The 16,047-nt window shown below is 40.4% G+C and carries 13 protein-coding genes; 10 read left to right on the top strand and 3 right to left on the bottom strand.

All coding sequences use genetic code 11. From position 1 onward, the window contains the following. Window positions 1–24: 24 nt before the first annotated feature. Complete coding sequence (locus ACT29H_RS13960) at window positions 25–972, bottom strand: UDP-glucuronic acid decarboxylase family protein (RefSeq protein ID WP_444822258.1); 948 nt, start codon at window positions 970–972, stop codon at window positions 25–27. Between the two features lie 19 nt (window positions 973–991). Beyond that, the gene (locus ACT29H_RS13965; RefSeq protein ID WP_444822259.1) at window positions 992–2,314 is read right to left on the bottom strand and encodes a UDP-glucose dehydrogenase family protein; all 1,323 of its coding nucleotides are present in this window, start codon (window positions 2,312–2,314) and stop codon (window positions 992–994) included. 615 nt (window positions 2,315–2,929) lie between these two features. On the opposite strand from ACT29H_RS13965, the gene rpsA reads away from it, so the two are divergent. From rpsA to ACT29H_RS14015, 10 genes are all read left to right on the top strand, one after another. Beyond that, complete coding sequence (rpsA, locus tag ACT29H_RS13970) at window positions 2,930–4,894, top strand: 30S ribosomal protein S1 (protein ID WP_444822260.1); 1,965 nt, start codon at window positions 2,930–2,932, stop codon at window positions 4,892–4,894. Between the two features lie 26 nt (window positions 4,895–4,920). Next, a complete protein-coding gene (locus tag ACT29H_RS13975; RefSeq protein ID WP_444822261.1) occupies window positions 4,921–5,277 on the top strand; it encodes an STAS domain-containing protein in 357 nt (118 codons plus the stop codon). 7 nt (window positions 5,278–5,284) lie between these two features. Next, window positions 5,285–6,196, top strand: coding sequence for a ribonuclease Z (locus tag ACT29H_RS13980; RefSeq protein WP_444822262.1), 912 nt, complete (start codon window positions 5,285–5,287; stop codon window positions 6,194–6,196). 190 nt (window positions 6,197–6,386) lie between these two features. After that, entirely contained in the window at window positions 6,387–7,916 is a 1,530-nt protein-coding gene (gene guaA, locus ACT29H_RS13985) for a glutamine-hydrolyzing GMP synthase (protein WP_444822263.1), read from the top strand. A gap of 104 nt (window positions 7,917–8,020) precedes the next feature. Beyond that, the gene (locus ACT29H_RS13990) at window positions 8,021–9,538 is read left to right on the top strand and encodes a S41 family peptidase (protein ID WP_444822264.1); all 1,518 of its coding nucleotides are present in this window, start codon (window positions 8,021–8,023) and stop codon (window positions 9,536–9,538) included. Continuing rightward, the gene (pnuC, locus tag ACT29H_RS13995) at window positions 9,535–10,170 is read left to right on the top strand and encodes a nicotinamide riboside transporter PnuC (protein ID WP_444822265.1); all 636 of its coding nucleotides are present in this window, start codon (window positions 9,535–9,537) and stop codon (window positions 10,168–10,170) included. Before ACT29H_RS13990 ends, pnuC begins: the two co-directional genes overlap by 4 nt. A gap of 17 nt (window positions 10,171–10,187) precedes the next feature. Further along, on the top strand, window positions 10,188–10,712 hold the full coding sequence (locus ACT29H_RS14000; protein ID WP_444822266.1) for an AAA family ATPase: 525 nt from the start codon (window positions 10,188–10,190) through the stop codon (window positions 10,710–10,712). 141 nt (window positions 10,713–10,853) lie between these two features. After that, entirely contained in the window at window positions 10,854–11,780 is a 927-nt protein-coding gene (gene epsC / locus ACT29H_RS14005; RefSeq protein WP_444822267.1) for a serine O-acetyltransferase EpsC, read from the top strand. Window positions 11,781–11,943: 163 nt separating this feature from the next. Next, window positions 11,944–12,492 carry a SiaB family protein kinase gene (locus tag ACT29H_RS14010; RefSeq protein ID WP_444822268.1) on the top strand — a complete coding sequence of 183 codons (549 nt, stop codon included), beginning with the start codon at window positions 11,944–11,946 and terminating at the stop codon, window positions 12,490–12,492. A 17-nt stretch (window positions 12,493–12,509) separates the two neighbouring features. After that, complete coding sequence (locus ACT29H_RS14015) at window positions 12,510–12,890, top strand: DUF1987 domain-containing protein (RefSeq protein WP_444822269.1); 381 nt, start codon at window positions 12,510–12,512, stop codon at window positions 12,888–12,890. Between the two features lie 74 nt (window positions 12,891–12,964). Here the strand turns inward: ACT29H_RS14015 and ACT29H_RS14020 are convergent, their stop codons facing one another. Then, window positions 12,965–16,012, bottom strand: a complete 3,048-nt coding sequence (locus tag ACT29H_RS14020) for an ATP-binding cassette domain-containing protein (RefSeq protein ID WP_444822270.1) — start codon at window positions 16,010–16,012, stop codon at window positions 12,965–12,967. Between the last annotated feature and the right edge of the window lie 35 nt (window positions 16,013–16,047).

Here is a 16,047-nt window from a genome sequence, read left to right on the forward strand (position 1 = left end):
GTTGAAATTAAAGAAGTTGTTTTGTTATTCCTGTTTTTTCAACAACTGGTCAAAATATTCAATGGTTTTTGTCAATCCCTCGCGCAGCTGAACTTTGGGTTCCCAATTGTTGAGCTCTTTTTTTGCCAGTGATATGTCAGGCTGACGTTGCGTTGGATCATCTTCAGGCAATGGTTCAAACACAATTTTAGAGCGAGATCCGGTGATGTCCAGCACTTGTTTTGCCAATTCAAGCATGGAAAATTCATGAGGGTTACCAATATTGACGGGGCCTAAGAAGTCATCTCTGGAGTTCATCATTCGCAACATGCCATCGACCAGATCGTCAATATATTGAAAACTTCTGGTTTGATTTCCATCTCCGAAAATGGTGATAGGTTTGTTTTTAAGGGCTTGAACGATGAAGTTGGATACTACTCTTCCGTCGTTGGGATTCATTCTGGGCCCGTAGGTATTAAAAATACGGATGATTTTAATTTTGACCTGATTCTGCCGATGATAATTCATGAATAGACTTTCGGCACAGCGTTTTCCTTCGTCATAACAAGAACGTATCCCGATAGGATTTACGTTTCCCCAGTAATTTTCTACCTGAGGATGAATCAGTGGATCACCGTAGACTTCACTGGTTGACGCCTGCAATATTTTCGCTTTGATGCGTTTGGCCAGTCCCAACATATTGATGGCACCCATTACCGATGTTTTGATGGTTTTTATGGGATTGTACTGGTAATGGATGGGAGAGGCAGGACAGGCCAGATTGTATATCTCATCTACTTCCACAAAGTAGGGGTGGGTAACATCGTGACGCACCAATTCGAAGTAAGGATTGCCCATCAGGTGTCTGATATTGTGTTTGGAGCCTGTGAAATAATTGTCCAGACAAATAACATCATGTCCCTGCGCAATAAGGGTGTCGCAAAGATGTGACCCAATGAAACCGGCCCCTCCGGTAACTAATATTCGCTTCATTATTTAATGTTGTTGGTTTCTACTTTTTTGAAAGGCCAATGCCAAAATAATCGAATCCGTTTTCGTTCATTTCGTTGATATCATAGATGTTTCTTCCATCGAATACTACTTTGTGATTCATTAATTTAGACATCACTTTGTAATTCGGAATTCGGAATTCAGGCCATTCGGTAAGGAGGAGTAAGCCATCCGCTTCAATGAGAACATCATATGGATCTTGTCCGTATTGTATGGTATCTTTAAATTCCTTTTTTGCTTCGTCCATTGCCACGGGATCATAAGCTTTTACATGAGCTCCGGCTTCGAGGAGTTCGTGAATGATAACCTTCGATGGAGCTTCACGCATATCATCGGTATTAGGTTTAAAGCTGAGTCCCCATATGGCAAAGGTTTTATCTTTTAATTCGTTTTTAAAGTAATTTTTCACCTTGGCTGCCATGATTCTTTTTTGGTCTTCGTTAATGGCCTCTACAGCCTGAAGGAGTCTCAGCGGGTAGTTATAGGAATTGGCGGTACGAATAATGGCTTTTACATCTTTTGGGAAACAGCTTCCCCCATATCCGATTCCGGGGTAGATGAACTTGTTGCCTATACGGCTGTCGCTCCCGATACCTTTACGCACCATATTAACATCAGCGCCCACCAATTCGCATAAATTGGCAATGTCATTCATAAAACTGATTTTTGTGGCTAGCATGGCATTGGCAGCATACTTTGTAAGTTCGGCCGAGGGAATATCCATGAAGAGAATGGGATGGTTGTTGAGCAAGAAAGGTTTGTAAAGTCGCCGAATGACTTTTTCTGCTTCTTCGGAATCGGTACCCACAACAATTCGGTCGGGTTTCAGAAAATCTTCAACGGCATTTCCTTCTTTTAAGAATTCCGGGTTGGAGGCTACATAAAATGGAATATCCTCGCCACGCTGTTCTAATCCTTCGCGAATCGCTTTTCTGACTTTATCTGCTGTTCCGATTGGAACAGTACTTTTGGTCACCACCACGATGGAATGATCCAGATATTTCCCAATTTCACTGGCTACCGCCAGTACATGTCTTAGATCAGCACTGCCGTCCTCGCCGGGAGGTGTGCCAACAGCAATAAAGATGACTTCTGTCTGGTCCAGGCTTTCTTTAAGGCTGGTTGTGAAGTGGAGCCGTCCTTTTTCCACATTGGATTTGATCATGTTTTCCAAACCCGGTTCATATATAGGTACAATTCCGTTTTTCAGGTTGGTTATTTTTTCTTCGTCGATATCTACACAGGTAACGTTAACGCCGGTGTCAGCAAAACAAGTTCCTGTAACCAATCCGACATAACCGGTTCCGACAATTGATATTTTCATAATCTAAGTATTTTGAATTTAATAGTTTCGTGCGCTGATTTTAAATTAATCATATTGTTTTTTACGCACCTTTAATTTTGATAAGGTCAAAAATATGAAAATTATTGCTGGAAGTAAATTTTTTTGTTTCGGGGGGGGGCGCAATTATTGTTATCCGAACATATGGTAGGTGTTCGATGGTCCAAGTTGTCAGTCGGTTGTCTTTTCAAGGGAATGGGTTCAGGGGTTCTACTTAATTTTTACCAAATGCCATTTTTTGAGGAGGGTGTTAAAAGGCTTGGAAGGGATTAAAGTTGTTCGGTGAGTGGATACAAAAATGGTCAAGGAAACATTTTTGTATCCTCGTTTATTTAATGGAAATTATCGAGTGACGAGCCCCATCGTTAAAGGGATTTTAAAAAATTGACATTTTGAGGTTTAAGCTTTAATTTTAGTGCCAAATCGGTTGTTAACGTTGATTGGGGAAATATAACAGCTTGATGACTGTGAATAAATGAGTTTTTAACTATGATAAAATTAGGTTATTATTGTTTGTTTTGTTAGAAAAGTTCCTATTTTTGCACCGATTTTTAAACAATATAATGTCTAACCAATAGATTTTGCGAGGTTTAATTAATGGCAGAATTAGAAGAAAAAGAAAACTTGCAGGAGCAGGAAAATGTTTCTGAAGTAAATGAAAGTCCTGAAAATCAGGCAGAGAAAGTAGAATCAGCCTCCAGTGGAGAGCTTCGGGGAGAAGAAAAACCCCAAAACCGTAATGTTGAAACCGCAGAGACATCTGATGCTGATTTTGACTGGGAAAAGTATGAAAGCGGTGATTTGGTGGTTGAAGCCAAAGGAGCAGAAAAAATAGAGTTAGAAAAACTCTATGACAAAACCCTTTCCACTATTTCTGAAAAAGAGGTGATTGAGGGAACCGTGATCGCTATGAACAAGCGTGAGGTTGTCATCAATATCGGTTTCAAATCTGATGGCATTGTCAGCCGCAATGAGTTTCGTTACAATCCCGATCTAAAAGTGGGAGACCCTGTAGAGGTTTATGTGGAAAGTCAGGAAGACAAAAAGGGACAGTTGGTTCTTTCACACAAGAAAGCTCGGGCTCTTCGTTCTTGGGATCGTGTTAATGAAGCCCTGGAAAAAGATGAAGTCATCAAAGGATACATCAAGTGCCGCACCAAAGGTGGTATGATTGTAGATGTCTTTGGTATTGAAGCTTTCCTTCCGGGATCACAAATTGATGTGAAGCCCATTCGTGACTATGATATGTTTGTGGGTAAAACCATGGAATTCAAAGTGGTTAAAATCAATCCTGAATTCAAAAACGTGGTGGTATCGCACAAAGCGCTTATTGAAGCAGAACTTGAACAACAGAAGAAAGAAATTATTTCCAAACTGGAAAAAGGTCAGGTATTGGAAGGAACCGTCAAAAACATCACATCTTATGGGGTGTTTATCGATCTTGGCGGGGTAGATGGTCTGATCCATATAACCGATCTTTCTTGGGGCCGTGTTTCTCACCCCGAAGAAATTGTACAGTTGGATCAAAAACTGAACGTTGTAATTCTCGATTTCGACGACGAGAAAAAGCGTATTGCGCTTGGATTGAAACAATTAACGCCTCATCCTTGGGATTCCTTGGATGCCAATCTGAAAGTTGGAGACGTGGTGAAAGGTAAAGTGGTTGTTATGGCGGATTATGGCGCTTTTGTTGAAATCGCACCAGGTGTTGAAGGGTTGATCCACGTATCTGAAATGTCTTGGTCGCAACACTTGCGCAGTGCACAAGACTTCCTGAAAGTGGGAGATGAAGTGGAAGCACAAATTATTACCCTTGACAGGGAAGAGCGTAAAATGTCCCTGGGCATGAAGCAATTGAAGCCAGATCCTTGGGATGATATCGAGGTTAAATATCCGGTTGGTAGCAAACACAAAGCTAAAGTTCGTAACTTTACCAATTTCGGCGTTTTTGTGGAAATTGAAGAAGGAATTGACGGCTTGATCCACATTTCAGATCTTTCTTGGACGAAAAAGGTAAAACACCCTGCTGAGTTTACCAACGTTGGAGAAGATATTGAAGTCGTTGTCTTGGATATTGACAAAGAGAACCGTCGTCTTAGCCTCGGACACAAACAGTTGGAAGAAAATCCCTGGGATGTCTTTGAATCTATCTTCACTGTAGATTCTATTCATGAAGGAACTATTGTTGACATTTTCGATAAAGGTGCCGTAATTGCATTACCATACGGTGTTGAAGGGTTCGCAACTCCTCGTCATCTGGTAAAAGAAGACGGAAGTCAGGCAAAAGCTGATGAGAAGCTGCCTTTCAAGGTTATTGAGTTCAATAAAGGAACCAAACGTATCATTTTGTCGCATTCTCGTGTATTCGAGGATGAAAAGCGTTCTGACGAACAATCGGCTAAAATGGCACAAGCCAAGAATACCAAGAAAGGAGTTCGTAAACTGAAAGAAAGCCTGGAAAAAACCACTCTTGGTGACATCACTGAACTGGCGGCATTGAAAGATCAAATGGAGGCCTCAGAAAAGAAAGATGAAGCCAAGGATAAAAAGAGTGAAGAATAGTTTTTAAAATAAAGGGGTGACATTATATGGACTTTAAAATTGATAAACTCGACGATTTCATGGTGGTTAAGGTGTTGAAGGAAAAACTCGACACCAATATAGCCCCCAATCTTAAGTCAGAAATTGTACTGCTTTCCGGAAACGGAGAGAAGAATATATTGCTTGATTTGAGCCAATGTAACTATTGCGATTCATCGGGATTGAGCTCCATACTTGTCGCCAATCGGTTGTGTAAAAATGCCGAAGGAGTCTTTATCATTTCGGGTCTTCAACCTGCGGTTGAACGGCTTATTGCGGTCTCACAGTTGGACACTGTTTTAAACATTGCACCTGATACAGAGAATGGCATTCAAATGATGCGACAATCAATCGGTAAAAAATAGAGTGTATATGGGGTTATCTGTCACTATTCTTGGCAGTAATTCAGCACTTCCCACATCCGAAAGAAATCCAACCGCCCAGGTGCTTAACGCATCGGGGCGGTTTTTTTTGATTGATTGCGGAGAAGGAACTCAGCTGCAGTTACGCCGTAACAGGGTGCACTTTGGACGCATTCATCATATTTTTATATCCCACCTTCATGGCGATCATGTCTTTGGTTTACCAGGACTAATTTCCTCCTTGGGTTTGTTGGGGCGTACCGCCGATTTGCATATATATGCTTTGGCTGATCTTGAAATTCTACTGAAGCCATGGCTTGAATATTTTTGTCGTAATTTGCCTTTTCAGGTAGTTTTTCATGGTGTAAATCCCGGGCTGCAGCAAGTGATATATGAAGACGACTTACTTGAAGTTAATACCATTCCTTTGGAACATCGAATTCCTGCAATGGGGTTTTTATTTAGGGAAAAAATTAAAGAACGGAAAATTGATAAAGTAAAATGTGACTTTTATCGGATTCCGCTTAAATGGTTGCCCAAATTAAAAAGAGGTGAAGATTATTTAGGGGAGGATGGAGTGTTGATCCCCAACAATATGCTGACGCTTCCTCCAACGCCATCTAAAAGTTATGCATTTTGTACCGATACCCGGTTTAGTGAAAATGTGATAACTGCTGTTCAGAATGTTGATGTTCTTTATCATGAATCCACATTTTTATCGGATAATGAAGAACTGGCCGGAAAAACCTTTCACAGTACTGCCCGTCAGGCTGCGGAAGTGGCTCATAGGGCTCGGGTCGGTAAACTCTTGCTGGGGCATTTTTCATCTCGGTACAAAAATCTTGATCCTTTTGTAGAGGAAGCCCGTCAGGTATTTGAAAATGCCTGGATCGCAGAAGAAGGCTGTACCTTTGAAATTTAGGCTGTTGAGATTGTAAGAAGCTGATAGGGCTAATGAGTCCAAATTGGGATCAAACGATTAGGACGTTGCAAGTTTATCCTCTGATCCCTTATTAAGAGGGTTTCCCGAATCCCTCTGTCTTGGATGACAGCAAATCGATACAATCTACTTATATTTGCACTGATTATTAATTCTTTTTTAAACTTTGTCGATGCAGGAAAAAATTCTCATTCTTGATTTCGGGTCGCAGTATACCCAATTAATTGCCCGACGTGTTCGCGAGTTAAATGTCTATTGTGAAATTCATCCTTTTAATCATTTTCCCCATCCGGATGAGACCGTGAAGGGAGTAATCCTTTCAGGAAGTCCGTTTAGCGTGAGAGAGAAGAAGGCTCCTGTTCCCGACCTGAACGGAATAAAGGGCAAAATTCCTGTTCTGGGGGTTTGTTACGGGGCTCAATTTATGGCCCACCATTATGGCGGACTTGTTGAAGCTTCTGATACGAGGGAATACGGTCGAGCCAATCTTAAGTTTGTGGACCATAATAATGAATTATTTCAAAAAATTGAAGATGATTCCCAGGTTTGGATGTCGCATGGAGATACCATCATTAAGCTTCCGGAGAATTTTCGGATTATAGCTAGCACAGGAGATGTCGAGGTGGCCGGGTATAAGGTTGAAAACGAATCTACTTACGGTATACAGTTTCATCCTGAAGTATACCATACCACCCAAGGGCTGCAACTCCTTTCTAATTTTGTTGTGGATATCTGTGGATGCCGCTGCAACTGGACTCCTGCTTCTTTTGTGGAAGAAACGGTAGCCTCATTGAAAAAACAAATTGGCAACGACAAAGTGGTTTTGGGCCTGTCGGGAGGGGTGGATAGTTCAGTGGCAGCCATGCTTCTTCATAAAGCCATTGGTCAGCAACTTACCTGTCTTTTTGTGGATAATGGTCTTTTAAGAAAGGATGAATATGAAAAGGTGCTCGATTCATACAAACATATGGGGCTGAATGTGGTGGGCATAGATGCTAAAAACCACTTTTTGGGTGAGCTGAGTGGTGTTTCAGATCCTGAACAAAAGAGGAAAATTATTGGGCGGGTATTTATTGAAGTATTTGATTCAGAAGCGCAAAAAATAAGTGGGGTTAAATGGCTGGCCCAAGGAACCATCTATCCTGATGTAATTGAATCCGTTTCGGTGAATGGTCCTTCAGCAACCATTAAGTCTCACCATAATGTTGGGGGATTGCCTGAAAGGATGAACTTGAAGGTGGTTGAGCCCCTTAAATTATTGTTTAAAGATGAGGTGCGAAGGGTTGGAAGGGAATTAAATATTTCTTCAACAATTCTTGGTCGTCATCCATTTCCGGGACCAGGTTTGGCCATCCGGATTGTAGGAGAGATAACTCCTGAAAAGGTCGCTCTATTGCAGGAAGTAGATCATATTTTCATCGAAGGACTTCGTAACCACGGCCTTTATGATAAGGTGTGGCAGGCAGGAGCCATTCTGTTACCTGTTCATTCCGTAGGGGTAATGGGGGATGAGCGAACCTATGAAAGTGTGGTCGCATTGAGAGCTGTGACGTCGACTGATGGAATGACTGCTGATTGGGTCCATCTTCCTTATGAATTTTTGGGACGGATTTCTAATGAAATTATAAACCGGGTTAAAGGTGTTAACCGTGTGGTTTATGATATTAGTTCCAAGCCCCCTGCAACCATTGAATGGGAATAAATGATCGATTTGAATATTTCAGGTAATACGAAAATCATGTGATGCGAAATTTTTCCTTTATACTTCTGTTTCTTTTATTTTTTCCGTCGCTGTTAAAGTCACAAATGACAGATCCGGAACTGGAAAAGATTCAATTATCGTGGCAACTGATCAATACTTTTTATGTTGACAGTGTAGCTTCTCACGGGTTAGCCGAAGATGCTATTAGAGGCATGCTGGAACAGCTTGATCCTCATTCGGTATACATCCCGTCCGAAGAGGTGGAGGCTATGAATGAGCCTCTTGATGGAAACTTTGAGGGGGTTGGGATTGAATTCCTAATTCAGGAAGATACACTGCTGGTGGTGGCCACGATTCCTGGTGGGCCATCCGAAAAGGTTGGCATGAAGGCCGGTGACAGAATAACCAGTATAGACAACGAGAATGTGGCGGGTATTGGCTTGTCCAATCAGGATGTTTTTGAACGGTTAAGAGGACCAAAAGGAACGGAAGTTAAAATAAGGGTATTAAGGGATTCAAAGGAATTGCAGTTTAATGTGGTTCGGGATAAAATTCCCATTTTTAGCCTGGATGCCTCTTATCTTATGAGCCCTGAAACGGGTTATATAAAAATTTCAAGGTTTGGCCAAAACACGCATCAAGAGTTTAGAGAAAGTTTGATAGCATTAAAGGCGCAGGGGATTAAAAATCTGGTGTTGGACCTGCGTGGTAATGGCGGTGGATATCTAAAGGCTGCTTTGGATATAGCGGATGAATTGGTGCCAGACCACCGATTGTTGCTTTTTATGGATGGTTTGGCGATACCCCGATCAGAGTATTTTTCCCGTTCGGGAGGATTATGGGAAGAGGGGAATTTGGTAGTGTTGATTGATGAGGGATCTGCTTCTGCCAGTGAAATTGTAGCTGGGGCCGTGCAGGATTGGGACAGGGGCGTGATAATGGGTAGAAGAAGCTTCGGGAAAGGGCTTGTTCAAAGACCCTTCAGGTTGCAGGATGGAGCAGAAATTCGTCTAACCATTGCTAAATATTATACACCTTCCGGACGATGTATTCAAAAACCTTATAATAAGGGAATAAATAAATACTACAGTGAAATATTCGAACGTTTTGAGCATGGAGAATTGATCCATCCTGATAGCATACATATGCCCGACAGTTTGGTTTTTCGTACTTTAAACAAAAAGCGGATGGTGTACGGTGGCGGTGGCATTGTGCCTGATGTGTTTATTCCAATGGATACAATCTACTATACCGATTATTATAGAGACTTGGTGGCATCCGGCACAGTTAACGGTATGGTTATGGAATGGCTGGATCGATGGAGAAAGAGCTGGATTGAAAAGTTTCCGGATTATGACCACTTTTTGAAAAACTTTGTGGTGGAGGATGCTTTTATTAATGAGCTGAAAGAAAAAGGGATTGAAAGTGGCATAGAGCCAAATCTGGAAGAGTTGAAAACATCGGAATTATGGCTAAAACTGCAACTTAAGGCTTTAATAGCCAGAAATCTTTGGAGTACCAGCGAGTATTATCAAACGATTAATCCTGCCCTTCCTGTATTCTCCAAAGCATTGGATCTATTGGAAGATGCCAGAACCTATTCAGAAGTTTTTGAGCAATGATGATGCAGTGGTTATGGGATCATTGGTTAGAACTGACCGGTACATTGCTGTCTCTTGTTTACCTCTATTGGTCGGTTCGTGAAAATATTTGGCTTTGGCCTACGGGGTTTATCTCTTCGCTTATCTATTTGATCGTTTTTTTCGATGAACGGCTTTATGCAGATATGAGCCTCCAAGTTTATTACCTGATTATTAGTGTGTATGGTTGGATTACTTGGAGGATGGGGCGTAGGGCTACCGGAAGCAAAAAAATGGCCATAAAAAGAACCGGAATTCGACGGGGACTGGTGTTGCTTGCTGTTGGAGGCGGGCTCTATTTGTTTGTGTTGTTGATTTTGCTGAAAGTGCCGGCATTGCTGGACATTCCTTCCTCTGATTTACCCTATTGGGATGCCTTTACCACTACCGGAGGGATCATAGCTACATGGATGCTGGCACGAAAATACCTTGAGCACTGGCTTATTTGGATCGTTGTGGATTTTGTGAGTAGTGGAGTGTACTTTTATAAAGGAATGATAATAACTGTTTTATTGTATCTGGTATATACTTTTGTTGCTGTGGTTGGTTTCCTGGAATGGGGGAGGAATATGAAAAATCGCGATGGAAATATTGGATCCCTTGAAATAGGATGAGTTAATTCAAAAAAAAGATGATTTCAATTGTTCTTACAGGACCGGAATCAACCGGGAAATCAGTATTAACCCAACAATTGTCCAAACATTTTAACGGATTTGCGGTTAATGAGTATGCGAGGGAATATGTAGAAGGCCTTCAACGACCGTATACATTTGAAGATGTGGAATTAATTGCGAAACATCAAATGGAAGCGTATTCCTATTTGAAGGCCACCAAAGGACAAAAAGACTTTATATTTTTTGATACTTATTTGATTATTACTAAAGTCTGGTTTGAGGAAGTGTTTAATAGCTGTCCTGATTGGGTGGATAAAGCCATAAGAAATTCGAAGATTGATCTGGCGTTGTTATGTTTTCCTGATTTGTCTTGGGAAACCGATGGTGTCAGGGAAAATCCAAATCGGCGTGAATACCTTTATCAAAGGTATCTTAAGGAATTGGAATTCTATGAAATACCTTTTTGCATTGTGCGTGGAAGAGATAGAATAAGAACCGATAATGCTATTGGGGGTGTTAATAAGTGGATCGGAAAAAGATGAAAAGAGAAATCCGATTATGTTGATAGAACAAAGGGTTATGGAAGTGATGATTGAGAATTGGAACGGATGTTATATTTTTCCTGTTTATGGTAAAATAAAAAGTGATTTTGGAGTTATTGAACAAGAAAAGAGGAACAGTGTATGCGCTATATGGAATATCCACGTAGGTTAAAAGATATAATAGAAAATTTATCACGTGAAGAGTCATATCAGTCTGTATGTCACAGGCATCAGCCAGACCAGCCCATGCCATCGTCCAAGGTGCTTAGTGATATTGTTGATTTGCTAAGAGAAATCATATTTCCGGGATATTTTGGCGATTCATCCACCCGATCGGAGAGTATCCGATATTATCAAGGGGTGAATGTAGAAAAACTATATGATCTTTTGCGTCACCAGGTGTATGCCGGACTGTGTTTTGATTGTAAGATGGCGAGCAAAAAGGATTTGTGGGCCAGAAAAGATAAAGCAGCTGAGATTAGCTTGAAATTTATAGAAAAACTGCCGGTAATTAGACATTTGCTTGCTACAGATGTCGAGGCTGCCTATTTGGGCGATCCGGCAGCACAAAGCAGTGCTGAAGTGATTTTTTGTTATCCCGCCATTCGCGCCATAACGAATTATCGTATTGCTCATGAACTGATGAAGTTAGGCGTTCCTTTGATTCCTCGAATTATTTCGGAAATGGCCCATTCAGAAACAGGAATTGATATACATCCCAGGGCAAGAATTGGTCACCATTTTACCATAGATCATGGGACCGGGGTTGTTATCGGTGCCACATCGATTATCGGTAATCATGTGAAAATCTATCAAGGAGTGACATTGGGTGCCAAAAGCTTTCCTTTGGATGAAGACGGAAATCCAATAAAAGGAATCGACCGCCATCCTATCGTAGAAGATAATGTCATCATTTATGCCCAGGCGACCATTCTTGGAAGAATTACTGTTGGTTCCAATTCGGTAATAGGGGGTAATGTTTGGTTGACTTCTTCGGTTCCACCCAATAGTAAAATTTTGCAGGAGAAATACCGACATGGTGGATTTATTGGAGGAGACGGTATTTAATTAATCATTTATTTGATATGGTTAACCAATTTTTTTTTAATCTTTACCAAAAATGAGGCAAAGAGAACGGATAATTCCAATAGAATTGATTAAACTTCGGCAAATTAATGCTTTAAAATTTATATTTTAATATCTTTGCGAAGGATCAATGGTAGACATTAGGATGGGGTTCAATCTCGAAGAGTGGTATGCTCACAAACTCCAGGGTGATGTTATTCTCAAGCATGTAGGAAGCATATCACCCGAGATGATTACTCATGCCTTGGAGGCTGTTGAAGAAAATTCGCAACTTAAACAACAAAGATTACAGACTCGAAAAAAACTATACAATGTTTTTGTCGAATGCATGCAGAATTTGTATCATCACGTAGATGCTCCACCAGCCAGTCTTTCTGTAGAAGGGTCACCCAATTTTGGAATTGTCATAGTCGTTCATGATGGTTCCTTTTTTCGCATCACTACAGGTAATTTTATTGATCGTTCGAAAGTCAGCTTTATTAAAGATCGAATTGAACAATTAAACTCGTTGTCGGATGAGGAGGTGCGTTTGTTGTACCGGGATATATTGGGCAACGAAGCGATCTCTGAAAAGGGCGGCGGAGGACTGGGGATGCTCGATATTGTGAGAAAAACAGGAAATAAGCTCGAATATTTTTTGTATCCTTATGACGAGGAACATGTGTTTTTTTCGTTGGATGTATATATTAGTTAAAAAGATTTATAGTTATTATGGAAACAATCATTCGTGAAGATACGCCGAAAACTCCTTTTGTTAGGCTGGATGGAGAAAAAGGGTTTGTTGAAATTAAAGGACGGTCAATTCCCGAAAATTCAGTTGATTTTTACAAACCGCTTATCGACTGGATTGATCAATATGCAAAATCTCCGCAGGAAAATACTGTAATTAACATTCAACTGGAATATTTCAATACTTCTTCTTCAAAATGTATTCTTGATATTTTTAAAAAACTGGAATTGTTGTATAAGAAGGGCTTTAGAGTCCAAGTGAATTGGTATTATGAAGAAGATGATGAGGATATGTTTGAAGCAGGTGAAGATTATCAGTCGATTATTAATTTGCCTTTTAAGATGATTGAAATGGAAGAATAAAAGAATACGAGTTTTTTAAAAAGTGGACCACAGAAAAATTGCTTCTGTGGTTTTTTGTTTTTAGAAAATGGGATTTAAAATTTTTGCATTATCCCTTTTCCCATAGTAAGGAGTTTCTTCAATATTTGGTGATAAAGCAGAAGAAAAAGAAGAACATTCATAGCCCATAAAACTCCTACATTGACCCAAAAGGTATCAAAATGGATCTGTCCGATCTTTTTGGTTGAGGTAAGAAAATGAGCCTTTATGAATTTGTGTTCCGGCTTTCTGAATATGGGATCAAATTTTTGAATCAGACGATTATTGTACCTGATGATTCGCTTTGAAAAGAAGTCATCTTTTTTTCTTACGAATCTTTCCAAAGCTTCATTATGATACTTGTCACGCAGTGATGAAAGATACGTTTTGCCATACTTTTGAATAATATGTTGTCGGTGGATATCCTGACGTTGGTCTGCTTCATTGTATAGGGCTATGAAATATTTTTTTATTTGGCTCAAATAGAGGCGTGCTTGATCAATATTATCTTTTATAGGTATGTTTTGTATTTCTGTATGGGCCAATGATTGAAGTTGATCAGGAAGATTTGGTTGAATGGCCGCAAATTCATTGTTGAGCAATTGGACTATGGTGGAGTCAATATTGGTACCATTAGAATCTTCCAACTTTCGGAGTTCTGATTCCATGGAGGGACACCAGAAGTTGATTCGATAGGTGGCATCACTTTTAATTTGATTATAGAGGTAGAATTCCCTTTGGTAATCATTATTTTTGAATTGATGCACCGCCAGTGCCTCAAAAGCCCACCTTGCCGTAATTAACTCTCCATACCATGGAATGTCGGAGATTGACGAAAATTTAGGGTTGAGGCGGTCGTACGATACAAAAACACCACTCAATACCAGTTGGGGGATAATTAGGAACGGAATAAGGATGTAAATGTTGACAGATTTTTTGAGTGAATCAGAAATAATAAGTCCCAAAAGATTGGCAAACATTGCGGAACTAAATAAAACAATCCAGTAGGCGCCATACATCTCTTCAATTTGTAGAATTTTATTGCCAATCCATACTAATAGAAACACCTGAATGGCCGAAATGATTGCCAGAATGACTACTTTGGATAACAAATAACTGAAGCGGCTTAAATTTAAAAAGGCTTCACGTCTTAAAATTTTCTTATCAGTGATAATCTCCTCAGCACTGACTGTTAAACCCACAAATATGGCTATTATAACCGTGATAATGATATAGGTGACGAGGTTGGGATTATTATATAAACTGTATGAACCGTTGGATTCATCTACTTGGAAATAAAACAACATCCCGGCGAGGATCAGGGCCAGTGCCGGCATTTCGAGGAGATTGATAAGCAGATACTGGAGGTTGGCTAGTTTAGATTTTAGGTCTCGGATGAAGAAGACTTTAAATTGACCAAGACGATCGGGAATACGAAATTCAATATCGGGCAATGGAAGTCTGGTGTCTTCCTTTTTTTTGGGTGATGGATGCGCATTTTTAAATATCCTAAACCATTCGGTCGGGGTTATTCGTCGCACCGGAGTAGGAGTTCCGTATTCGTCAAGGACTCTTGAATTAATTATATTGAGTATTTGTTCGGGATTTACATTGCCGCAAACCGGACATTCATTTTCGTCACGATTGGCGTGATTGACACAAGATTTAAAATAGTTAATGGCACCGACGGGATCACCATTGTAAATTAAGTAACCACCCGTATCCAGAACCAGCAACTGGTTAAACATTTTAAAGATCTCGGAGGAGGGTTGGTGAATAACCACAAAAATCAACTTGCCTTTGACCGACATATCTTTGAGCAAGTCTATGATATTTTCGGAATCCCTTGATGATAATCCGGAGGTTGGTTCGTCCAAAAATAGAACGGAAGGTTCCCTGACCAACTCCAGGGCTATATTTAGTCGTTTTCTTTGTCCTCCGCTAATTTTCTTGTTAAGGCTTGAGCCCACTTTCATATCCTTGATTTCGAATAATCCAAGGGTTTTAAGCATCTGATCGACCTTGTCATGAATTTCCTGATTGCTCAGGTTTTCATAACAGAGTTTGGTGTTGTAATATAGGTTTTGGAATACGGTCAGATCCTCCATTAACAGGTCATCCTGTGAAACGTAGCCAATAAGACCTTTTATCTTTTCCGGAAATAAATGGAGATCAATGCCATTGAGTAATACTTCTCCTGAAGCAGGGAGGTAGATGCCCGTAAGCAAATTGATTAAGGTGCTTTTCCCGGCCCCGGAATCTCCCATAATACCTACCAGCTGACCGGAATGGCTGGTGAAACTCATGGGGTGTAAGCCGGCTTTCCCGAGCTTGTCAAAGCTGAATGAAACATCTCTTACGTCCAGGATAATAGGCGTTTTGTTGGCTTGATAATTAAAATGAGCGGCAATGTCACTGAAGGTAATTGGGCTTCCGTTTTTGTAGCGAATGGATCCTCCCGGCCGTAAATATTGAATGCGCCGAGCAATAAGTACTTGGCCATTAATGGTGAGTTGGCTGTTTTGGCTGGTTTTTAATAGAAATAAAGATATCGATTTGATGTTTAGGACATAAATATCGGCCGGAAGGAATTCCCGAAACAGATATCGTTGTTCCGATCTGTTTTCTTTTGAACCGCCAATTATCAGCAAATTTTTGTTTTTGTCAGGGGGTTGGCGGGTGATGAATTGTTTTATGGAAAAATATTCATCTTTTGGGATGTTGAAGGTGGTGGCAACGGTATCAGCCAATTCATTACCAAAGTCTGAAATACTCCAGTTCCTTAAGTTTAAAAACTCCAACAATTGGATAATGACAATGGTCTTCTGGTAATGGGTCAATTCTTCATTGATGGCGGTAGCGATACGAAGCACTTTGACTGAGCTGGCAGCATAGAGTTTGGGGACTCTGGTCTTTTCCTTGAGCTTTTTTTGAAAAGTCAGGCAATGCTGATCAAATAGTGCCAAATACTCTTCTATAAGTTGGGTATTAAGGTGGAGTGAGAGATAATCTCTGACGATATTACGACGCGATTCTGCATCCTGAACAGGTACAGCAATAAGCGCAAATAGCTGCATCAATGCTTTTAAAATACCTTCACTCATGTAGCGTTTCGAGTTAAGATTTGTATCCTGAAAGT

Source organism: Thermophagus sp. OGC60D27 (assembly GCF_052400625.1).
Classification (GTDB): Bacteria; Bacteroidota; Bacteroidia; order Bacteroidales; family Marinilabiliaceae; genus Thermophagus.